Here is a 19,661-nt window from a genome sequence, read left to right on the forward strand (position 1 = left end):
GCCGCCGTAAGAGCGGTGAATGGTGGAAATCAGGCGAACAGCCGGGCCAGCTCGGCGCCCGGGTCCTTGGCGCGCATGAACGCTTCGCCGACCAGGAAGGCGTGCACATTGGCCTCGCGCATCCGGGACACGTCGTCCGGTCCGAGAATGCCGGACTCGGTGACCACCAGCCGGTCCGCCGGCATCGCCGGCAGCAGGTCCAGCGTGTTCTGCAGCGAGACCTCGAAGGTGCGCAGATTGCGGTTGTTGACGCCGACCAGCGGCGTCTTCAGCCGCAGCGCCGCTTCGAGCTCGGCGCCGTCGTGGACCTCGACCACCACGTCCATGCCCAGTTCGTGCGCGCAGGCCTCGAGGTCGGCCATCAGGCCCGGATCGAGCGCGGCGACGATCAGCAGGATCGCATCGGCTCCCCAGGTGCGGGCCTCGTAGACCTGGTACAGGTCCACCATGAAGTCCTTGCGCAGCGCCGGCAGCGGGCAGGCGCCACGTGCGCGGCGCAGGTAGTCGGCATGGCCCTGGAAGAAGTGTTCGTCGGTCAGCACCGACAGGCAGGCCGCGCCATGGCCGGCGTAGCTCTCGGCGATCGCTTCGGGCACGAAATGCTCGCGCAGCACGCCCTTGGACGGCGACGCCTTCTTGATCTCGGCGATCACGCCGGCGTGGCCGGCCCCGATCTTCGCGCGCAATGCCGCGCCGAATCCGCGCGGCGCCAGGCCGGGTTCTGCGCGCAGGCTCTCCGCTTCGGCGCGCAGACTGGGCAGGTCGCGGCGCTTGCGCGCGGCGCTGACTTCGTCGGCCTTGACGGCCAGGATCTTCTGCAGGATGTCGGACATGCTTGCTTGCCTCTGATTACTGGAACTGCCGCGTCGCCTGCACGAACTCGTCGAGCTTGGCGCGCGCAGCGCCGCTGGCGATCGCCTCGCGCGCGCGGGCGATGCCGTCCTCGATCGACGACGCGACATTGGCCGCATACAGCGCGGTGCCGGCGTTCAGCGACACGATCTCGCGCGGAGTGCCCGGCACGTTGGACAGCGCCTCGAGCAGCATCTCTTTCGATTCGGCAGCGTCGGCGACCTTCAGGCCGCGGTTGGAGATCATCGACAGCCCGAAGTCCTCCGGATGGATCTCGTACTCGCGCACCTCGCCGTCCTTGAGCTCGCCGACCAGCGTGGCGGCGCCCAGCGACACCTCGTCCATGCCGTCCTTGCCGTAGACCACCAGCGCGTGACGGGCGCCCAGGCGCTGCATCACGCGGACCTGGATGCCGACCAGATCGGGGTGGAACACGCCCATCAGGATATTGGGCGCGTCGGCCGGGTTGGTCAGCGGGCCCAGGATGTTGAAGATCGTGCGAACGCCCATCTCCTTGCGGATCGGCGCGACGTTCTTCATCGCGGGATGGTGCGTCGGCGCGAACATGAAGCCGATGCCGGTCTGTTCGATGCACCGGCCGACTTGCTCGGGCGTCAGCATGATGTTGACGCCGAGCGCCTCCAGCACGTCGGCGCTGCCGGACTTCGAGCTGACGCCGCGGTTGCCGTGCTTGGCGATGCGCGCGCCGGCCGCGGCCGCGACGAACATCGACGCGGTCGAGATATTGAACGTATGCGAGCCGTCGCCGCCGGTGCCGACGATGTCGACGAAATGCTCGCGCTCGGACACCGTGACCTTGTTGGCGAATTCGCGCATCACCTGCGCGGCGGCGGTGATCTCGCCGATGGTCTCCTTCTTGACGCGCAGCCCGGTCAGGATCGCGGCGGCCATTACCGGCGAGATCTGCGCCTGCATGATCTGCCGCATCAGATGCAGCATCTCGTCGTGGAAGATCTCGCGGTGTTCGATGCAGCGCGTCAGCGCTTCCTGGGGCGTGATGGGCATGGCGGTCTCGCAGGCGTGGGGTTCGTTCGATCGGTCGCGTGAGGGGGCGGGAGCAAGGGCAGGGGCGAGCGGGGCGTCGAGCCGTTTCATCGCGCCGCCTTCAGGAAGTTGTCCAGCAGCGTGTGGCCGTGTTCGGACAGGATCGACTCGGGATGAAACTGCACGCCCTCGATCGCGAACTGCTTGTGCCGCACGCCCATGATCTCGCCGTCGGGGGTCCATGCGGTGACCTCGAGGCAGTCGGGCAGCGTCTCGCGCTCGATCGCCAGCGAATGATAGCGCGTCACGTCGAACGCCCTGGGCAGGCCGGCGAACACGCCCTGCTGCGTGGTCTCGATGCGGCTGACCTTGCCGTGCATCACCTGCTTGGCGCGGATCACCTTGCCGCCGAACGCCTCGCCGATCGCCTGATGGCCCAGGCACACGCCCAGGATCGGCAGCTTGCCGGCGAAGTGCTTGAGCACGGCCACCGAGATGCCGGCCTCGGCGGGGCTGCACGGGCCGGGCGAGATGCAGATGCGCTCGGGCGCCAGCGCCTCGATTTCATCGATCGTGATCTCGTCGTTGCGGTGGGTCCGCACGTCGGCGCCGAGTTCGCCGAAGTACTGCACCAGGTTGTAGGTGAACGAGTCGTAGTTGTCGATCATCAGCAGCATGATTCACCCGGCTTGGAAATTGGTGGACATGGAACGCACGTGCGCCTTGCCAAGCGGCCTGGCGGCGCGCGGACGCACGAAGCGACGGCCGCGGGCTGGCGCGCAGCGGCGAATCGGAACGGTTGAAGCGGGGGAGGGGTTCGACGGCATCGGCAGATCTCCTGGGTATCTAGGAGCCGCCGCACCGGTGAGCTGTCGGACCGCACGTTTGCCAACCGGAACGGCGGCAAGGTGCGAACAAGAACGCAACGACGTGCCGCTTCCTAGTGGAAGCGCCACCAACGGGACGAATGCGACGAAACGGTCGGAGCCCGGAAGGTCATCGTGGTTCTAGGTCGGACGATTGGGTGATCAGGTCGATCGAGGGTGATCGGTCTGTGTTCGGAGGTTACACGGAAAGCGACGCTTTGTGGGGCACCGCGCATCCGCAACGAAGTCGCTACTTTAACTTGCCTCGCACGCCGGTGTCGAGCGTAGGCGCTCCCCGGCGGCGGGCCCGTGCCGCAATCCCCAACCAGGGTTGGGGGCGGCGGAAGCGGAATTTGGCGCGTTTTCTATCGTTCACAATCGATTTTCAGCTTCTTCACTACACTTTGCGAAGTTTTGCGGCTCCGCACCTTGCGCCATTGCAGCGGTTGCGGTTGCACGACGCCATCCCCTCTGCGATGGCCATCCGGCGCGGTTCTTCGGTGCCCGCCGGATCCCGTAGGTCCTCCCCCGTCGATCTCCGCAGGCGGGACAGACCCGATCGGGTTCCGTGCCCTCGTGCCGCCCTTCCCTAGCCGATAACGGACTCGCGTGCGCGCCATCGATGCACGCCGCGGGCGCTTGACCATCACAGCGAGACAGGCTGCGGAGTCCCAATGGAGTCTTTGATGACGCGTCATTCGCGCTCTCCTGCCCGCGTTCCGGCCGATAGCCGCCGTCTGCCGGCGTTGCGGCGGCGTACCCCGGTGCAGCTGGCCGTCGGGCTGGCGGCGGCGATGTCGTGCCTGGCGGTGCCGGCACATGCCGCACCGGCGCAGGCCGGCCAGCAATACGATGCGCTGATCCAGCGCGCCCGCGCCGGCGACTACGAACCGGCGCTGACCGCGCTGCGCGAGCGGCTGGCGCAGGCGCCGGCCGACCGCCGCGCCGCCTACGACCGCATGATCATCGCCGGCTGGGCCGGCCGCCCCGCCGAGGTCCTCGAGACGTATCGCGGCCTTGGCGGCGACGCCAGCCAGCTGCCTGCCGAGGTGCTGGCCGCCGTCGCACGCGCCGAGCGCGACGAGCGCCAGTGGGACGCGTCGCTGGCGCACTATCGCGAAGGCCGGCAACGTTTCCCGGCGCGCCAGGACTTTGCCCTGGGCGAGATCCTGGTGCTGGCCGACAGCGGCCGCACCGCCGACGCCGTCGCGGCGGGCAGGGCGCTGGTCGAGCGGCAGCCGACCAGCCCCGATGCCCGGATTGCGCTGGCCTACGCGCATACCCGCGCCAACGATCCGTACGAGGCGCTGTTCGAGGCCGACCGCGCGCATGGCCTGGCCCCGCAGCGCAAGGACGTGGTGCGCGAATACGTACGCGCGCTCGAGCATGCCGGACTGCCGGAAGCCGCGCTGCGCGTGGCGGACGAACATCCCGGCCTGCTGGACCGGGCCGACCGGCTCGAACTGGAACTGGACGCGACCGCCGAACAGGTGCGGCTTGCCGACATGCCGACCCGGACCGAAGCCGAGCGCTTCGCCATCGCCGACCGCGCGCTGGCCCGCTACGAGCAACTGCTGCCGCAACTGCGCGGCACCGGCCCGCGCGGCGAGGCCCAGCTGCGCCGCGCCCGCATCGACCGGCTCGCCGCGCTGCATGCGCGCGTGCGGATGCAGGACCTGGTCGACGAATACGAGGCGCTGCGGGCCGAGGGCGTCGAGGTCCCGGCCTTTGCGTTGTCCGACGTGGCCGCGGCCTATCTCTATCTGCGTCATCCCGAACAGGCCGAGACGCTGTACGCGCAGGCAATCCGCGAGGCCTATCCGCCGGGCGGCGACGCCGAGGCGCGGCTGGCAGCGCAGACGGGTCTGTACTTCGCGCATGCCGAGGCCGAGAAGTTTCCGCCGGCCGGCGAGGTGGTGGAGCAGGCCAGCGCCGAGCAACCGCGCTGGCGGTGGCTGCGCGGCCAGCCGACGCGGCAGCCGAACGATCTGTGGCTCGATGCCGCCGAGGTCAGCGCGCGTTCGCGCCGGCAGGCCGACGACACCGTCGACGCGCAGCAGCGGCTCGAGGAGCTGGTCAGCCATGCACCGGGCAATTCGCGGCTGCGCGTGCTGCTGGCCGAGCTGTACCGGGCCCGCGGCTGGCCGCGCCAGGCCGAGGGCGAGCTGAAGCTGGCCGAAACGCTGGCGCCGCGCGCCGTGCCGCTCGAGGTGCAGCAGGGCCATGCCGCGCTGGACCTGCAGGAATGGCGCCAGGCCGAGATGCTGCGCAACGACACGATGGCGCGCTATCCCGAAGACCTTGCGGTCCGGCGCCTGGACCGCGACTGGCAGGTCCACAACAAGTCGGAGCTGCGCATCGAGGGCTATCGGGGCCTCGCCAACGACAGCGCCGTGGTCGGCAACGGCAACTTCGGCATCGAGGCGGTGCTGTACAGCCCGCCGATCCACTACGACTGGCGCGCCTTCGGCGGCATCGGCTATGCGACCGGCCGCTTCCAGGAAGGCAGCGTCGACTACCGCTGGGCGCGCACCGGCGTGCAATACCGCGTGCGCGACCTGACGCTGGAGGGCGAGGTCTCGGCGCACGACTATGGCGGCGGCAACGGCGGCCGTGCCGGCGGCCGGCTGTCGGCGCAATACGACATCGACGACCGCTGGCAGGTCGGCGCCTCGGGCGCGCTGCGCTCGACCGGCACGCCGCTGCGGGCGCTGAAGCAGGGCATCTACGCCGATACGTTGGCGGCGTTCGCGCGCTACCGCGCCAGCGAGCGCAGCGAGTGGATGTTCACGGTGGCGCCGTCGCGCTTCAGCGACGGCAACGATCGCCTCGAGGGCGGTGTCGCCGGCGTGCAGCGCTTCTACACCGCGCCGCACCTGAAGGGCGACCTGCTGGTCGACATCTGGGCCTCGCGCAATACGCGCCGGGACACGCCGTACTACAACCCGCGCTCGGACCTGACCATGCTGCCGTCGGTGCGGCTGACGCACACGCTGCATCGCCGCTACGAGACCGTGTGGGAACAGCAGTTCCTCGCCGGCGCGGGCGCCTACGCGCAGCGCGGCTACGGCACCGGCGCCATCATGATGATCGGCTATGGCCAGCGCTTCCGCACCAACGACGTGTTCGACGTCGGCGCCACGATCACCGGCACCAGCCGACCGTACGACGGCCAGCGCGAGCGCGAACTGCGCATCGTGTTCGACCTGACCTACCGATTCTGAACGGGATGCATGCCATGGACGCAACCTTGATGCGCCCTTATCGCGCTTTTCTGATGCTGTTGCTGGCGCTGGCCACGTTGCTGCTGGCCGCCTGCGCCAAGGACATTCCGGTGTTCACGCCGCCGGCCGACCGGCCTGTCGCGAAGGCCGAGCAACCGTGGCCGCGCAACCATGTCGCGGTGCTGGCGTACCACGACGTGGAGGACCGCGATCCGGACCAGGCCTATCTGAGCGTACGCACCGACCATCTGATCCGCCAGCTGGCCTGGCTGCGCGAGAACGGCTATCGGCCGGTCACGGTCGACCAGATCCTGGCCGCCCGCAACGGCGGCCCGGCGCTGCCGGACCGCGCGGTGCTGCTGACCTTCGACGACGGCTATCGCAGCTTCCATACGCGCGTGCTGCCGATCCTGAAGGCCTATCGCTGGCCCGCCGTGCTGGCGCCGGTCGGCGTGTGGCTCGATACGCCCGAGAACAAGCCCGTCGATTTCGGCGGCACGCCGACCGAGCGGGACCGCATGCTGACCTGGCAGCAGGTGCGCGAGATCGCCGCCTCGGGTCTGGTCGAGATCGGCGCCCATACCGACGCGCACCACTACGGCGTGCTGGCCAATCCGCAGGGCAACACGCAGCCGGTGGCCGCGGTGCATGCCTACGACAGCAAGACGGGCACCTACGAGAGCGACGCCGCCTATGAGAAGCGCGTGCGCGACGACGTGCAGCGGATCACCGAGAAGGTTCGCCGCATCACCGGCAAGCCGGTGCGTGTCTGGATCTGGCCGTACGGCGCCGAGAGCGGCTCGGCGCTGCGCATCATCGGCGAGAACGGCTACCAGATGGCGCTGACGCTGGAAGACGGGCTCGCGACGGTGGACAAGATGATGTCCGGCGCCCGCCTGCTGATCGGCGACGACCCTGGCCTGCGCGGCTTCGCGCAATCGGTGGTCGAGATGGAGCAGCAGCAGAACATGCGCGTCGCCCACGTCGATCTGGACTATATCTACGATGCCGATCCGGCCCAGGTCGACCGCAATCTGGACAAGCTGGTGCAGCGCATCTACGACCTGAAGATCGACACGGTGTTCCTGCAGGCCTTTGCGGATCCCGATGCCAGCGGCCTGGTCAAGTCGGTGTACTTCCCCAACCGCGTGCTGCCGGTGCGCGCCGATCTGTTCAACCGCGTCGCCTGGCAGTTGCGGAACCGGACCAACGTCAAGCTCTATGCGTGGATGCCGGTGCTGGCGCTGGACCTGGACAAGTCGATCGCCCGCGTGTCGCGCTGGGATCCGAAGACCGGCGGCATCGACGTCGATCCGAAGCAGTACCGGCGCCTGTCGCCGTTCGATCCGGTGGCCCGCCAGCGCATCGGCGAGCTGTACGAGGACCTGGCGCGCCATGCGGTGTTCGACGGCATCCTGTTCCACGACGACGCCGTGATGAGCGACTTCGAGGATGCCAGCGCGCCGGCGCTGGCGGCCTATCGCAAGGCCGGGCTGCCCGACTCGATCGAGGCGCTGCGTGCCAATCCGGAGACGATGCAGCGCTGGACGCGCTTCAAGAGCCGTGCGCTGGTCGACTTCACGCACGAGCTGACCGCCCGGGTGCGCGCCATTCGCGGTCCGGCGATCAAGACTGCGCGCAACATCTTCGCCGCGCCGATCCTGCAGCCGGAGAGCGAGGCCTGGTTCGCGCAGAACCTCGACGACTTCCTCGCCGCCTACGACTGGACCGCGCCGATGGCCATGCCGTACATGGAGCAGGTGCCGGCCGGCAAGGAGAACGCGTGGCTCGACTCGATGGTCGACACCGTCGCCAAGCGCCCGGGCGCGCTGCGCCGCACGGTGTTCGAGCTGCAGAGCCGCGACTGGCGCAAGGCCGATGCGCCGCCGGTGGACAGTGCCGTGCTGGCGGGCTGGATGCAGCGCCTGCAGCGCCGCGGCGCCCGCAACTTCGGCTACTACCCGGACGACTTCCATAACAACCAGCCTCGGCTCGACGTGATCCGGCCGGCGCTGTCCAACGCCTGGTACCCCGCGCCATGATCGAACGTCTATTTGCCCTGATCGTCCTGTGCATCGCGCTCGGCCTGCCGATCGGCCTGGCCGTGCTGGCGACCGGCGACCTGCTGCTTGCCTTCGTCTTCTTCTATCCGCTGTTCATGTCGGGACTGTGGATGGCCGGCGGCGTCTATTACTGGTGGCACTGGGAACGCAAGTGGTCCTGGGACGAACACCGCCAGCCGCCCAAGGTGGCCGGCGAGCCCTTCATCTCGATCCTGGTGCCGTGCTTCAACGAGGAGAAGAACGGCGAGGAAACACTGCTCGCCGCGCTCGGCCAGCGCTATCCGAACTTCGAGGTGATCGCCATCAACGACGGTTCGCGCGACGGCACCGGCGCGCTGCTCGATGCGATGGCGGCCAGGCACGAGCGGCTGCGCGTGGTTCACCTGGCCCAGAACCAGGGCAAGGCGATGGCGCTGCGCATGGGCGCGCTGGCCGCGCGCGGCGAGTATCTGGTCTGCATCGACGGCGACGCGGTGCTCGATCCGGATGCGGCTGCCTATCTGGTCGCGCCGATGGTCGACAACCCGCGCGTCGGCGCGGTGACCGGCAACCCGCGCATCCGCACCCGCTCGACGCTGATCGGCCGCATCCAGGTCGGCGAGTTCTCGTCGATCATCGGGCTGATCAAGCGGACCCAGCGCGTCTACGGCCAGGTGTTCACGGTGTCCGGCGTGGTCGCGGCCTTCCGCCGCCGCGCGCTCGATCGGGCCGGCTACTGGAGCCTGGACATGATCACCGAGGACATCGACATCAGCTGGAAGCTGCAGCGCGACCACTGGTCGATCTTCTACGAGCCGCGCGCGCTGTGCTGGATCCTGATGCCCGAGACGCTGCGCGGCCTGTGGAAGCAGCGCCTGCGCTGGGCACAGGGCGGCGCCGAGGTGTTCCTGAAGAACGTGCGCTCGATCTGGATCTGGCGCCATCGCCGGCTGTGGCCGCTGATGGCCGAGTACTGCCTGTCCGCGGGCTGGGCCTTCATCTTCGCGATGTCGATCATCCTGTGGGCACTGGGCCATTTCGTCGACCTGCCCGACAACGTCCGCATCGAGAAGCTGGTGCCGCCAGGCTTTACCGGCATGGTGCTGGCGGTGGTGTGCGTGCTGCAGTTCGCGATCAGCGTGGCGATCGACCGCCGCTACGAGCCGAAGCTGGGCCGCTCGATGTACTGGACGATCTGGTATCCGCTGGCCTTCTGGATGATCGGCATGCTGACCACGCTGATGGCCTTCCCCAAAGTCATGCTCAAGACCCGGCGCCGCGCCCGTTGGACCAGCCCGGATCGCGGCATCAAATCGATGAGGTCGTGATGAATCCCGATGACATGATCGTTCGCACCAGGCGCACGCGGCTGGGCTGGCTGATCGACGCGCTGCTGACCGCGCTGGCCTGGATCGGCTTCGGCTACCTGTGCGTGACCGGGCTGCAGGCGGTGCTGCGGCACGCCAATGCGGGTCCGGACGTGCCGTTCTGGTCGGCACTGCTGCCGACCGCGGGCACGCTGTCGATCTACGTGGTGGTGGGGCTGTTCAATGGCGTGGTGCTGCTGAGCTGGGCGCTCTACAACCAGTACCGCTTCTCCGGCCTCGATCGGCGCAAGCCGATCCCGGCGCTGCGCGACGACGAACTGGCGCGCAGCTTTCACGTGTCGCGCCAGCAGTTGCACGCGCTGCAGCGGGCCAAGGTGGCGGTGGTCGACCATGAGGGCGACGGCACGATCGCGGACGTGCATCTGCCGCATGCGGTGCAAGCGCCGGCCCGGGAAACTGCCGCGGTGAAGTAACGCTGGTCGTTCCCGCGCAGGGGGGAACCCAGTGGCTTTTTCCATTTTTCAGCCCGGAGGGAAGACGCTGGGCCCCCGCGTGCGCGGGGGCGACAAACTCCCTGGGCTGCAGCCGGCGCTTACGCGAAGTCCGAGTCCAGCCCGTCCTGGACCTGCTCGGCGGCGCGGATCACCGCGCGCGCCTTCGCCTCGGTCTCGCGCCATTCGGCCTCGGGATCCGAATCGGCCACGATGCCGGCGGCCGCCTGCACATACAGATTGCCATCCTTGACGATGCCGGTGCGGATCGCGATCGCCAGGTCCATCTCGCCGCCGAACGACAGGTAGCCGACCGCGCCGCCGTAGATGCCGCGCTTGCGCGGTTCGAGCTCGTCGATGATTTCCATGGCCCGCACCTTCGGCGCGCCGCTCAGCGTGCCGGCGGGGAAGGTCGCGCGCAGCACGTCCAGATTGCTGATGCCGTCCTTCAGCGTGCCCTCGACCGAGCTGACGATGTGCTGCACGTGCGAGTATTTCTCGATCACCATCTGGTCGGTGACCTTGACCGAGCCGGTTTCCGCGATGCGGCCGATGTCGTTGCGGGCCAGGTCGATCAGCATCACATGCTCGGCGATCTCCTTCGGATCGTTGAGCAGCTCGGTGGCCAGCTGTGCGTCGCGCTCGGGCGTATTGCCGCGCGGCCGCGTGCCGGCCAGCGGGCGGATCGTCACCACACGGCGCGAGCGTGTCTCGCCCTGTTCGCTGGTGCGGCGCGTTTCCTGCCGCACCAGGATTTCCGGCGACGCGCCGACGATCTGGAAATCGCCGAAGTTGTAGAAGTACATGTACGGCGACGGGTTCAGCGAACGCAGCGCGCGGTACAGCGACAGCGGCGCGTCGCGGTAGGGCTTGGTCAGCCGCTGGCCGATCTGCACCTGCATCATGTCGCCGGCCACGATGTACTCCTTGGCCTTGGCCACTGCGGCCAGATAGTCCGCCTTGTCGAATTCGCGGTAGACCTCGGTCTGCACCGACGGGCTGGTGACCGGCACGTCGACCGGCTGGCGCAGCTTCATGCGCAGGTCGCGCAGGCGCTGGCGCGCGCGCGAATAGGCCTCGGGCATGCCGGGGTCGGCGTAGACGATCAGATAGAGCTTGCCCGACAGGTTGTCGATGACGGCCAGTTCCTCGCACAGCAGCAGCTGGATGTCGGGCAGGCCGAGGTCGTCGGGCTTCTGCGTGTTGGCCAGCTTCTTCTCGATGTAGCGCACCGTGTCGTAGCCGAAATAACCGGCGAGGCCGCCGCAGAAGCGGGGCAGGCCGGGGCGCAGCGCGACCTTGAAGCGCCGCTCGAAGGCGGCGATGAAGTCCAGCGGATTGCCCTCGTGGGTCTCGACCACCTTGCCGTCGGTGACGACTTCGGTGCGTTGCCCGTAGGCGCGCAGCAGCGTGCGCGCATGCAGGCCGATGAAGGAATAGCGGCCGAAGCGTTCGCCGCCGACCACCGATTCGAGCAGAAAGGTGTTGACGCCGCGCGTTTGCGACTGTGCCAGCTTCAGATACAGCGACAGCGGCGTTTCGAGGTCGGCGAAGGCCTCGGCGATCAGCGGAATGCGGTTGTAGCCCTGGTCGGCCAGCGATTTGAATTCGAGTTCGGTCATGACGGTCCTCTGGGACGGCGCACCGGGGCGCGGCGACAAGGTGATCCCCGGCGGGCGATTCTGGGAGGGGCAGGATGGCCGAAGCACCGGCCCCGTCGGGCGGCTCGCCGGAACGCCACTGTCGCTCCATGTCGAGCCAGCGGGCGTATTGCGCGTTCGGGTAACGCTAGCAGGGATTGCCGGGAAGGAAAACCGGGCCGGCAGGACCGCCGGTCTGATCGCAATGCCTTGCCGATGGCCAGGCCGGACGCGATCAGCGCAGTCGCGAACGCACTTTACGCCTGTTGGGAGGCGCGCCAGCGACGCCAGGGCCAGGCCTGCCGATCACTGTCAGTAAAGATGCGTTTGCGGTTCAGGAACATGAAGTCGTGTTCTGGGGGTCTGCGCGGGATGCGGAGAGGGCGGTCTCGCGGATCGGGCAGGGCGCGTGCCGTGCGGCTGCCGCGCCGTGGCCGGAGACTACCGGTGTGCCGTCAAGACCTCAGCAGCCTTGACAAGCGAGCCGACTATACCATCGGCGTCGACGCCTTGTACAGGGTTGCCATGGTTGTAGCCGTAGGGCACCAGCAGCACGCCGATGCCGGCCGCGCGGGCCGCCATCGCGTCGTTTTCCGAGTCGCCGATCGCCACCATCTGCGCCGGTTCGAGCCGGAACGCCTCGCAGACCTTCAGCAGCGGCAGCGGGTCCGGCTTGCGGAACGGAAAGGCATCGCCGCCGTAGACCAGCTCGAAACAGGGCGCCAGGCCCAGCTTGTCGAGCAGCGGCGCGGTGAAGTCGTGCGGCTTGTTGGTGACGCAGGCCAGCCGCAGGCCGGCCGCCTTCAACGCCGCGAGACCGGCCTCGACGCCGGGATAGAGCGCCGAGAACTGGCCGTTGATGCGCAGGTATTCGCGGTTGTACAGGGCCAGCGCGTCGGCGAACAAGCCGTTGGCCGCGGCGGGCGGCAGGCGCGTGTCGAGCACGCGCCGGATCAGGTTCTCCGAGCCCTTGCCGACGAAGCTGACGATCTCGGGCAGCGGCAGCGGGGCGATCTCGCCGAGCGCCGGATGCAGATGCGACAGCGCCTGCAGCATCGCGTTGACCGCCGCGTGGAAGTCTCCCGCGGTATCGACCATGGTGCCGTCCAGGTCGACGATGGCGCCGCGGATGCCGCGCCAGTCGGTGCGCTTGAGCGTCGCCCCTTCCATTTACTGGCCCACCTTGGCCAGTTCGGCGCGCAAGGCCGACAGCACGCCGCGATAGCCGCCGTCGGCGTCGGGCTTGCCGAACACCGCCGAGCCCGCGACGAAGGTGTCGGCCCCGGCCGCGGCGATCTGCGCGATGTTCTCGACCTTCACGCCGCCATCGACTTCCAGCAGGATCGTGCGGCCGGTGCGGGCGGCATAGGCGTCGATGCGTTCGCGCACCGCGCGCAGCTTGTTCAGCGTCTCGGGGATGAAGGCCTGGCCGCCGAAGCCCGGGTTGACCGACATCAGCAGGATCACGTCGAGCCGGTCCATCACGTGGTCCAGATGGTGCAGCGGCGTGGCCGGGTTGAAGACCAGGCCGGCCTGGCAGCCGTGATCGCGGATCAGCGCCAGCGAGCGGTCGACATGGTCGCTCGCCTCGGGATGGAAGGTAATGATGTTGGCGCCGGCCTTGGCGAAATCCGGGATGATCCGGTCGACCGGTTGGACCATCAGGTGCACGTCGATCGGCGCGGTCACGTGCGGGCGGATCGCCTCGCAGACCAGCGGGCCGACCGTCAGGTTCGGCACGTAGTGGTTGTCCATCACGTCGAAGTGGATCCAGTCGGCGCCGGCTTCGGTGACGCGGCGCACTTCCTCGCCCAGGCGGGCGAAGTCGGCGGACAGGATGGACGGGGCGATGCGATAGTTCGGGGTGCTCATGATGGCGTGGGTGACGGCTTGGGTTGCGGCGCTGGTGGCGACGTGGCAAGGAGGCAAGGGCGCGTCCCGCCGCTGCGGCCGGCGCGCAAGGGCGCCATTTTACGCCGCCTTCGCGGCGGGCGAGGGCGGCGGGGCGGGCGCCGCTCCGCGCGGGCTGCGGCGCCGACCCGACTTGCCGCACCCCTGCCCTTGCCGCACAATGCCGCTACCTTGTCTTGCCACCGGCCCCCCGACAATGAGCGAGTACGCTTTTTCCGTTTCCGTGCGCACGCAGTATCTGACCGATCAGTCCGACCCGGAACACGGACGCCATGCCTTTGCCTACACCATCACGATCCAGAACACCGGCGAGGTCGCGGCCCAACTGATCTCGCGGCACTGGCAGATCACCGACAGCGACAACGCCACGCAGGAAGTGGCAGGGCTCGGCGTGGTCGGACACCAGCCGCTGCTCAAGCCGGGCGAGCACTTCGAATACACCAGCTGGGCGACGATCTCCACGCCGGTCGGCTCGATGAAGGGCAAGTATTTCTGCGTGGCCGAGGACGGCCATCGCTTCGAGGTACCGATTCCCGAATTCGCGCTGGTGCTGCCGCGCATGCTGCATTGAGGCGCGCCGGGCAACGGGTTCGGGCCGCGGTGGGAACCCGCGCCGGAACCTAGACGCCCGGCCGGTTGTCCTTGCTGTGCGCCTGCCCCGCGGCCTGGTCCGCCTGGCTTGCCTGACCGGCCTGGCCCGGCGCTGCCGAAGCGGCGCGCGACGGGTGATCGGCCGGAGCGCGGCTGGGGCGCGGATGCTTCTTGGCCGTGCCCATCGTCCATACCACGATGAAGATCAGCAGAAACAGCGCCACGCCGGCCTCGAGGGCGAACAGCAGCATGGGATGGTCTTGAAAGAATTCGCTCATGGATGATTCCCGCGTTCGAGGCAAAGCCGGTCGGGCACAGCAGAATCGGCCCGGATCGGCCCCGAGCATTGTATGGCATCGCCCTCCGGCCGGTGCCCTTGCCATTGCCGCCGCCAGCCACTGAGAGCCACTGTCCTTGCCGCCGCGGCCCACGCCCGGCGACAACCACACCGCAAACGATGACTGACCACGACTCCGTTTCCGCCCTCCGCCGTTATTTCCCGCTTTCTCCCCGCTCTGCCGCCGTCGCGCGCCGTATGCCCGGTGCCCGCGCGCTGTGGGCCATCGTCGGCGCGGCCGCCGTGCTGGCCGGTTGCGTCAGCGGCCCGCCGCCGCGCATCGAGACCGGGCAGCCGACGCCCCCGGTGACCGGTGCCGCCGGCAAGGGCCGGCTGCAGCCGGCGAGCTGGAGCGAGATCGGCGGCTGGACGCGCGACGACGTGCGGGCCGCATGGCCGGCGCTGCAGGCGAGCTGCCAGGCGCTGAAGAAGCGCGCCGAATGGCGCGGCCCCTGCACGGCCGGGCTGATGGTCGATGCCAGCGACCCGCAGGCGCTGCGCAACTACTTCGAGCAGCATTTCCAGCCGTACCGCGTCGTCAACGGCGACGGCACCGACAGCGGTCTGGTGACCGGCTACTACGAACCGATCCTGCACGGCTCGCATACGCGCCAGGGCGCCTATCAGATTCCGCTGCACCGCAAGCCGCCGCAATGGGGCAACCGGCCGCTGCCGCCGCGGGCCCAGCTGCTGCGCGATCCGGCGTTGCGCGGCAACGAGGTGGTCTGGGTCGATGACGCGGTCGAGGCGGCCTTCCTGCAGATCCAGGGCTCGGGCCGCATCCGGCTGGCCGACGGCACGATGATGCGGGTCGGCTTCGGCGGCACCAACGACCAGCCGTTCCGCTCGTTCGGCAAGTGGCTGCTGGACCGGGGCGAGATCACGCCGGCGCAGGCCACGATGCAGGGCATCAAGGCCTGGGCGCGCGCCAACCCGGCGCGGGTCGAGGAGATGCTGAACGTCAATCCGCGCTATGTGTTCTTCCGCGAGCTGCCGCCGAACAACGACGGCCCGATCGGCGCGCTGGGCGTGCCGCTGACGGCGGAGCGCTCGATCGCGGTCGATCCGGCCACCATTCCGCTCGGCGTGCCGGTGTTCCTGTCGACCACGCGGCCGCTGTCCAGCGAGCCGATCGAGCGGCTCGTGTTTGCGCAGGACACCGGCAGCGCGATCAAGGGCGGCGTGCGCGCCGACTTCTTCTGGGGCGCCGGCGATGCGGCGGGCGAGACCGCCGGCCGCATGAAGCAGGCCGGCCGGATGTGGGTGCTGATGCCGCGCAGCTGAGCGCGGGCGGGTCCGCGAGCGGACGGCGGCTTGGCGGCCTAGCGCGGCCGCTGGTCGACGATCCGCCGGGCCTTGCCGACCGAGCGCTCGACGCCGCCAGACGGCAGGATCTCGAGCGCGACCGTCACGCCGATATAGGCCTTGATCTCGTGCGTCAGCGTGTCGCGCGCCTGGCGCACGGTGTCCGGCTCGACGCCATGCGCGCATTCGACTCGTACCGTCAGCGTATCGAGATGGCCTTCCTTGCCCAGCACGCACTGGTAGTGCGGCGCCAGCTCGGCGTGCTTCAGGATCAGTTCCTCGATCTGCGACGGAAACACGTTGACGCCGCGGATGATCATCATGTCGTCGGAGCGGCCGGTGATCTTCTCCATCCGGCGGAACGCCGGCCGCGCCGTGCCGGGCAGCAGCCGGGTCAGGTCGCGCGTGCGATAGCGGACGATCGGCAGCGCCTCCTTGGTCAGCGACGTGAACACCAGTTCGCCGAAGCTGCCGTCGGGCAGCACCTCGCCGGTGTTCGGGTCGATGATCTCGGGATAGAAGTGGTCCTCCCAGATGGTCGGACCGTCCTTGGTCTCCGCGCACTCGTTGGCCACGCCGGGGCCCATCACCTCGGATAAACCGTAGATGTCGACCGCCGAAATACCCATCCGCCGCTCGATCGCCACGCGCATCTCGGGCGTCCACGGCTCCGCGCCGAAGATGCCGACCTGCAGCGAGCTGGCGGCCGGATCGAGCCCCTGGCGCTCGAACTCGTCGGCGATCGCCAGCATATAGCTGGGCGTCACCATGATGATCTCGGGGCGGAAGTCCTGGATCAGCTGCACCTGGCGCTCGGTCTGGCCGCCGCCGAACGGGATCGCGGTCAGGCCCGCCTTCTCGACGCCGTAGTGCGCGCCCAGGCCGCCGGTGAACAGCCCGTAGCCGTAGCTGATATGGACCTTGTCGCCGCGCCGCGCACCGGAGGCGCGGATCGAGCGCGCCATCACCGTGGCCCAGGTGTCGATGTCGCGCAGCGTATAGCCGACCACCGTGGGTTTGCCGGTGGTGCCCGAGGAGGCGTGGATCCGCGCGACCTGGTCCTGCGGCACCGCGAACATGCCGAACGGGTAGTTGTCGCGCAGATCCTGCTTGGTCGTGAACGGGAAGCGCGCGAGGTCGGCCAGCGATTTCAGATCTTCCGGGTGCACTCCCGCCTCGTCGAACTTACGCCGATAGACCGGCGAATGCTGATAGGCATGGTCGAGCGACCACTTCAGGCGCTGCAGCTGCAAGGCCTGCAATTCGTCGCGGCTGGCGGTCTCGATCGGCTCCAGCGGCAGATCGGTCAGGCGCGTGCTCATCGTTCTCTCCTGCTATGGGTGGCGCTTCGGGTGTGGCTGCGGGGTGGGAATGCGACGGGTGGGCGATCGCAGCGCTGCGGTCTTCGGTCAGCCGGCCTCGGGCGGCGGCACGACATGGCCCTTGATCTGCGCGGACTTGCCGCGGAACATCGCGACCACCTCGCCGTCGCGGTTGGTCACGCGGATGTCGTAGATGCCGTGCCGTCCCGACAGGACCTGCTCGGTCGCCTCGGCGGTCAGCACGTCGCCGCCGCGGACCGGCTTGAGGAACTCGATGCTGCAGCCGGCCGCGACCGTGTTGATGTTGTGACTGTTGCAGGCGAAGGCGAAGCAGGAATCGGCCAGCGTGAACATCAGGCCGCCGTGGCAGATGCCGTGGCCGTTCAGGAATTCGTCGCGTACCGGCATCGACAGCCGCGCATAGCCGGGGGCGATCGCGTCGATGGTCATGCCGAGCCAGCGGCTGCAGCTGTCGGCCTCGTACATGCTGGCCGCGGCCGCTTCGGCCAAGGCTTGCGGATCGGGAGTCAAGCGGATCTCCTGAAAGGAAGAAGGGGGGCGTTACTGCCCGGTGAAACGCGGGGCGCGCTTCTCGAGGAAGGCGTTGACGCCCTCCGCATAGTCGTGCGATCCGCCCAGCGCGCGCTGCAGGTCGCGCTCCATGACGAGCTGGGCGTCCAGCGTCTGCGTCGCGCTGGCGTACATCGCGCGCTTGATCGCCGCCAGTGCGCGGGTCGGCTGCGCCGCCAGATGCGTGGCCAGTGCCAGCGCCTGCTCCATCAGCAGTGGATCGTCCATCGCTTCCCAGATCAGGCCCCACTTCTCCGCCTCGTCGGCGGACAGCTTGTCGCCGGTCATCGCCAGTCCCAGCGCGCGTGCCATGCCGAGGCGCTTTGGCAGGAACCAGGTGCCGCCCGAATCGGGCACCAGGCCGATCTTGATGAATGCCTGGATGAAACTGGCCGAGCGGGCGGCCAGCACGATGTCGCAGGCCAGCGCCAGGTTGGCGCCGGCGCCCGCGGCGGTGCCGTTGACCGCGGCGATTACCGGCAGCGGCATCGCTTGCAGCCGGCGCACCAGCGGGTTGAAGGCGCTGTCGATCAGGTCGCCGAGATCCGTCATCCGGCCCGGCGTGAAGTCCAGATCCGCCAAGTCCTGGCCGGCGCAGAAGCCGCGCCCCGCGCCGGTCAGCAGCAGGGCGCGCGCATGGCCGGCTTCGGCGTGGTCCAGTGCCTGCACCAGCGCGGCATGCATCTCGCGGGTGAAGCTGTTGAGCTTGTCGGGCCGGTTCAGCGTGACGACGGCGACGTCGCCATGCCAGGCGAGCAGTACCGGGCCGGCGTCGACGGCGGTACGGGGCGACGGCGTGGGCGTGGCGTGCATGGGCTTGTCTCCTGCCATGTCCCGGTTGCGGCGGCGCTGCGCCGGCCGCTCCGGAAGGTTGTTGTTGGCGAAGCCAGGTGGCGGCTCCGTCTGGCATTGTAGGGAAGAGCGACGGTGGCTTTAATTAACCGACCAGTCGGTCGGCAAATGTTAGCATTAATCGTTTGCGGTTTGCCATTACCGCGGCGTCGATCCGAGCCGCGCGATGCTCGGTAGGCCGGTAGGTTCGGTGAGCTCGGTGGGCTCGGTGGGCTCGGTGGGCTCGGTGAACTCGGTAGTGCTTGCAGTAGCCGGCTGACGGCGAAGCCGGGTATCGTTGCTGGCGCAGCGATGCTTCCCGGCTCGCATGTGGGCCGGCATTCCTTTTCATTGGAGACAGAGGAAACCTATGGCGTACGACAACATCCTGGTGGAAACCCGTGGCCGCGTCGGACTGGTGACGCTGAATCGTCCGAAGGCGTTGAACGCGCTCAACGATGCGCTGATGGACGAACTGGGCGCCGCGCTGACGGCGTTCGACCAGGACGAGGCGATCGGCTGCATCGTGATCACCGGCAGCGAACGCGCTTTCGCCGCGGGCGCCGACATCGGCATGATGGCGAAGTACAGCTATATGGACGTCTACAAGGGCGAGTACATCACGCGCAACTGGGAGACGATCCGCCGTATCCGCAAGCCCGTGATCGCCGCGGTGGCCGGCTACGCGCTGGGCGGCGGCTGCGAGCTCGCGATGATGTGCGACATCGTGATCGCGGCGGACACCGCCAAGTTCGGCCAGCCGGAAATCAAGCTGGGCACGATGCCGGGGGCCGGCGGCACCCAGCGGCTGCCCCGCGCGGTCTCCAAGGCCAAGGCGATGGACATGTGCCTGACGGCGCGCATGATGGATGCGGCCGAAGCCGAGCGCGCCGGCCTGGTCTCGCGCGTGGTGGCGGCGGACAAGCTGATCGACGAGGCGGTCGGCGCTGCCGAAACCATTGCCGGCTTCTCGCTGCCGGTCGTGATGATGATCAAGGAGTCGGTCAACGCGGCCTACGAGACCTCGCTGAGCGAGGGCGTGCGCCTGGAGCGCCGGCTGTTCCACTCGACCTTCGCGACCGAGGATCAGAAGGAGGGCATGGCCGCCTTCGTCGAGAAGCGCGCGCCGAACTTCCAGCACCGCTGAAGCGGCTGCCGTGTCGCCTGGCATAAAAAGATGACAAAGGTATTGCCAGGCGGCGCGCACTCCCTTAATATTCGCCCCCTCGCAGCCGAACGGCGGCGAGGTTGGCGGGGAAGGCGAAGGCACTGCGGTGCTGGAGCCGCAGCAAAAAAGTGCTGACAACCTGTTGACGAGAAGCGAAATGTTCTGCATAATCTCGTTT

Annotated in this window: 18 protein-coding genes (1 of these 18 running past the window's edge); 7 read left to right on the forward strand and 11 right to left on the reverse strand. The window is 68.6% G+C overall.

The genetic code is table 11. The annotated features are described in order from the left end of the window. Positions 1 to 29: 29 nt before the first annotated feature. From trpC to FOB47_RS01405, 3 genes are all read right to left on the reverse strand, one after another. On the reverse strand, positions 30 to 833 hold the full coding sequence (gene trpC / locus FOB47_RS01395) for an indole-3-glycerol phosphate synthase TrpC (protein WP_174779733.1): 804 nt from the start codon (positions 831 to 833) through the stop codon (positions 30 to 32). Positions 834 to 849: 16 nt separating this feature from the next. Then, entirely contained in the window at positions 850 to 1,878 is a 1,029-nt protein-coding gene (gene trpD, locus FOB47_RS01400) for an anthranilate phosphoribosyltransferase (protein ID WP_053822596.1), read from the reverse strand. Positions 1,879 to 1,964: 86 nt separating this feature from the next. Further along, positions 1,965 to 2,534 (reverse strand): aminodeoxychorismate/anthranilate synthase component II, encoded by a 570-nt coding sequence (locus FOB47_RS01405; RefSeq protein WP_053822595.1) that lies wholly within the window; start codon positions 2,532 to 2,534, stop codon positions 1,965 to 1,967. A gap of 875 nt (positions 2,535 to 3,409) precedes the next feature. Here FOB47_RS01405 and pgaA point away from each other — a divergent pair. The 4 genes from pgaA to pgaD are packed head-to-tail and all read left to right on the forward strand — an operon-like array spanning position 3,410 to position 9,790. Beyond that, the gene (pgaA, locus tag FOB47_RS01410; protein ID WP_244959247.1) at positions 3,410 to 5,947 is read left to right on the forward strand and encodes a poly-beta-1,6 N-acetyl-D-glucosamine export porin PgaA; all 2,538 of its coding nucleotides are present in this window, start codon (positions 3,410 to 3,412) and stop codon (positions 5,945 to 5,947) included. 14 nt (positions 5,948 to 5,961) lie between these two features. Beyond that, positions 5,962 to 7,989 carry a poly-beta-1,6-N-acetyl-D-glucosamine N-deacetylase PgaB gene (gene pgaB, locus FOB47_RS01415; protein WP_174779734.1) on the forward strand — a complete coding sequence of 676 codons (2,028 nt, stop codon included), beginning with the start codon at positions 5,962 to 5,964 and terminating at the stop codon, positions 7,987 to 7,989. Further along, positions 7,986 to 9,317 (forward strand): poly-beta-1,6-N-acetyl-D-glucosamine synthase, encoded by a 1,332-nt coding sequence (gene pgaC / locus FOB47_RS01420; protein ID WP_174779735.1) that lies wholly within the window; start codon positions 7,986 to 7,988, stop codon positions 9,315 to 9,317. Before pgaB ends, pgaC begins: the two co-directional genes overlap by 4 nt. Beyond that, complete coding sequence (pgaD, locus tag FOB47_RS01425; RefSeq protein ID WP_174779736.1) at positions 9,317 to 9,790, forward strand: poly-beta-1,6-N-acetyl-D-glucosamine biosynthesis protein PgaD; 474 nt, start codon at positions 9,317 to 9,319, stop codon at positions 9,788 to 9,790. Before pgaC ends, pgaD begins: the two co-directional genes overlap by 1 nt. Positions 9,791 to 9,909: 119 nt before the next feature. Here the strand turns inward: pgaD and trpE are convergent, their stop codons facing one another. From trpE to rpe, 3 genes are all read right to left on the reverse strand, one after another. Further along, positions 9,910 to 11,430 carry an anthranilate synthase component I gene (trpE, locus tag FOB47_RS01430; RefSeq protein WP_053822592.1) on the reverse strand — a complete coding sequence of 507 codons (1,521 nt, stop codon included), beginning with the start codon at positions 11,428 to 11,430 and terminating at the stop codon, positions 9,910 to 9,912. Between the two features lie 459 nt (positions 11,431 to 11,889). Further along, the gene (gene gph / locus FOB47_RS01435) at positions 11,890 to 12,618 is read right to left on the reverse strand and encodes a phosphoglycolate phosphatase (protein WP_053822591.1); all 729 of its coding nucleotides are present in this window, start codon (positions 12,616 to 12,618) and stop codon (positions 11,890 to 11,892) included. After that, positions 12,619 to 13,320: a ribulose-phosphate 3-epimerase gene (rpe, locus tag FOB47_RS01440; protein ID WP_174779737.1), complete on the reverse strand. Its 702-nt coding sequence runs from the start codon at positions 13,318 to 13,320 to the stop codon at positions 12,619 to 12,621. 235 nt (positions 13,321 to 13,555) lie between these two features. Here rpe and apaG point away from each other — a divergent pair, with 235 nt between their 5' ends. Next, positions 13,556 to 13,930 (forward strand): Co2+/Mg2+ efflux protein ApaG, encoded by a 375-nt coding sequence (gene apaG / locus FOB47_RS01445; protein WP_174779738.1) that lies wholly within the window; start codon positions 13,556 to 13,558, stop codon positions 13,928 to 13,930. Positions 13,931 to 13,979: 49 nt separating this feature from the next. On the opposite strand, the gene FOB47_RS01450 is transcribed toward apaG, so the two are convergent. Further along, positions 13,980 to 14,228 (reverse strand): hypothetical protein, encoded by a 249-nt coding sequence (locus FOB47_RS01450; RefSeq protein WP_174779739.1) that lies wholly within the window; start codon positions 14,226 to 14,228, stop codon positions 13,980 to 13,982. Positions 14,229 to 14,485: 257 nt separating this feature from the next. On the opposite strand from FOB47_RS01450, the gene mltA reads away from it, so the two are divergent. Continuing rightward, complete coding sequence (gene mltA / locus FOB47_RS01455) at positions 14,486 to 15,571, forward strand: murein transglycosylase A (protein WP_174779740.1); 1,086 nt, start codon at positions 14,486 to 14,488, stop codon at positions 15,569 to 15,571. Positions 15,572 to 15,609: 38 nt separating this feature from the next. On the opposite strand, the gene paaK is transcribed toward mltA, so the two are convergent. The 3 genes from paaK to paaG form a co-directional block, all read right to left on the reverse strand. Then, positions 15,610 to 16,914, reverse strand: coding sequence for a phenylacetate--CoA ligase PaaK (gene paaK / locus FOB47_RS01460; RefSeq protein ID WP_174779741.1), 1,305 nt, complete (start codon positions 16,912 to 16,914; stop codon positions 15,610 to 15,612). 87 nt (positions 16,915 to 17,001) lie between these two features. After that, positions 17,002 to 17,445 (reverse strand): hydroxyphenylacetyl-CoA thioesterase PaaI, encoded by a 444-nt coding sequence (gene paaI / locus FOB47_RS01465; protein WP_053822586.1) that lies wholly within the window; start codon positions 17,443 to 17,445, stop codon positions 17,002 to 17,004. 30 nt (positions 17,446 to 17,475) lie between these two features. Beyond that, entirely contained in the window at positions 17,476 to 18,297 is an 822-nt protein-coding gene (gene paaG, locus FOB47_RS01470) for a 2-(1,2-epoxy-1,2-dihydrophenyl)acetyl-CoA isomerase PaaG (protein WP_174779742.1), read from the reverse strand. 388 nt (positions 18,298 to 18,685) lie between these two features. Here paaG and FOB47_RS01475 point away from each other — a divergent pair, with 388 nt between their 5' ends. After that, a complete protein-coding gene (locus FOB47_RS01475) occupies positions 18,686 to 19,462 on the forward strand; it encodes an enoyl-CoA hydratase (protein ID WP_174779743.1) in 777 nt (258 codons plus the stop codon). A gap of 64 nt (positions 19,463 to 19,526) precedes the next feature. Here the strand turns inward: FOB47_RS01475 and FOB47_RS01480 are convergent, their stop codons facing one another. After that, positions 19,527 to 19,661, reverse strand: the 3' portion of a protein-coding gene (locus FOB47_RS01480) for a hypothetical protein (protein ID WP_174779744.1). The gene runs 102 nt beyond the window's last position; the window shows 135 of its 237 coding nt (coding positions 103-237); its start codon lies beyond the right edge, outside the window; its stop codon occupies positions 19,527 to 19,529.

This window comes from Cupriavidus gilardii, assembly GCF_013347325.1.
Lineage (GTDB): Bacteria > Pseudomonadota > Gammaproteobacteria > Burkholderiales > Burkholderiaceae > Cupriavidus > Cupriavidus gilardii.

What these genes read in the sequence shown, in the direction of transcription:
- pgaA (WP_244959247.1), top strand. Translation starts at nt 3,410, where the DNA reads ATGACGCGTCATTCGCGCTCTCCTGCCCGCGTTCCGGCCGATAGCCGC.
- FOB47_RS01475 (WP_174779743.1), top strand. Translation starts at nt 18,686, where the DNA reads ATGGCGTACGACAACATCCTGGTGGAAACCCGTGGCCGCGTCGGACTG.
- FOB47_RS01450 (WP_174779739.1), bottom strand. Translation starts at nt 14,228, where the DNA reads ATGAGCGAATTCTTTCAAGACCATCCCATGCTGCTGTTCGCCCTCGAG.
- pgaB (WP_174779734.1), top strand. Translation starts at nt 5,962, where the DNA reads ATGGACGCAACCTTGATGCGCCCTTATCGCGCTTTTCTGATGCTGTTG.
- mltA (WP_174779740.1), top strand. Translation starts at nt 14,486, where the DNA reads ATGCCCGGTGCCCGCGCGCTGTGGGCCATCGTCGGCGCGGCCGCCGTG.
- gph (WP_053822591.1), bottom strand. Translation starts at nt 12,618, where the DNA reads ATGGAAGGGGCGACGCTCAAGCGCACCGACTGGCGCGGCATCCGCGGC.
- trpD (WP_053822596.1), bottom strand. Translation starts at nt 1,878, where the DNA reads ATGCCCATCACGCCCCAGGAAGCGCTGACGCGCTGCATCGAACACCGC.
- paaK (WP_174779741.1), bottom strand. Translation starts at nt 16,914, where the DNA reads ATGAGCACGCGCCTGACCGATCTGCCGCTGGAGCCGATCGAGACCGCC.
- rpe (WP_174779737.1), bottom strand. Translation starts at nt 13,320, where the DNA reads ATGAGCACCCCGAACTATCGCATCGCCCCGTCCATCCTGTCCGCCGAC.
- paaG (WP_174779742.1), bottom strand. Translation starts at nt 18,297, where the DNA reads ATGCACGCCACGCCCACGCCGTCGCCCCGTACCGCCGTCGACGCCGGC.
- FOB47_RS01405 (WP_053822595.1), bottom strand. Translation starts at nt 2,534, where the DNA reads ATGCTGCTGATGATCGACAACTACGACTCGTTCACCTACAACCTGGTG.
- pgaC (WP_174779735.1), top strand. Translation starts at nt 7,986, where the DNA reads ATGATCGAACGTCTATTTGCCCTGATCGTCCTGTGCATCGCGCTCGGC.
- trpC (WP_174779733.1), bottom strand. Translation starts at nt 833, where the DNA reads ATGTCCGACATCCTGCAGAAGATCCTGGCCGTCAAGGCCGACGAAGTC.
- pgaD (WP_174779736.1), top strand. Translation starts at nt 9,317, where the DNA reads ATGAATCCCGATGACATGATCGTTCGCACCAGGCGCACGCGGCTGGGC.
- apaG (WP_174779738.1), top strand. Translation starts at nt 13,556, where the DNA reads ATGAGCGAGTACGCTTTTTCCGTTTCCGTGCGCACGCAGTATCTGACC.
- trpE (WP_053822592.1), bottom strand. Translation starts at nt 11,430, where the DNA reads ATGACCGAACTCGAATTCAAATCGCTGGCCGACCAGGGCTACAACCGC.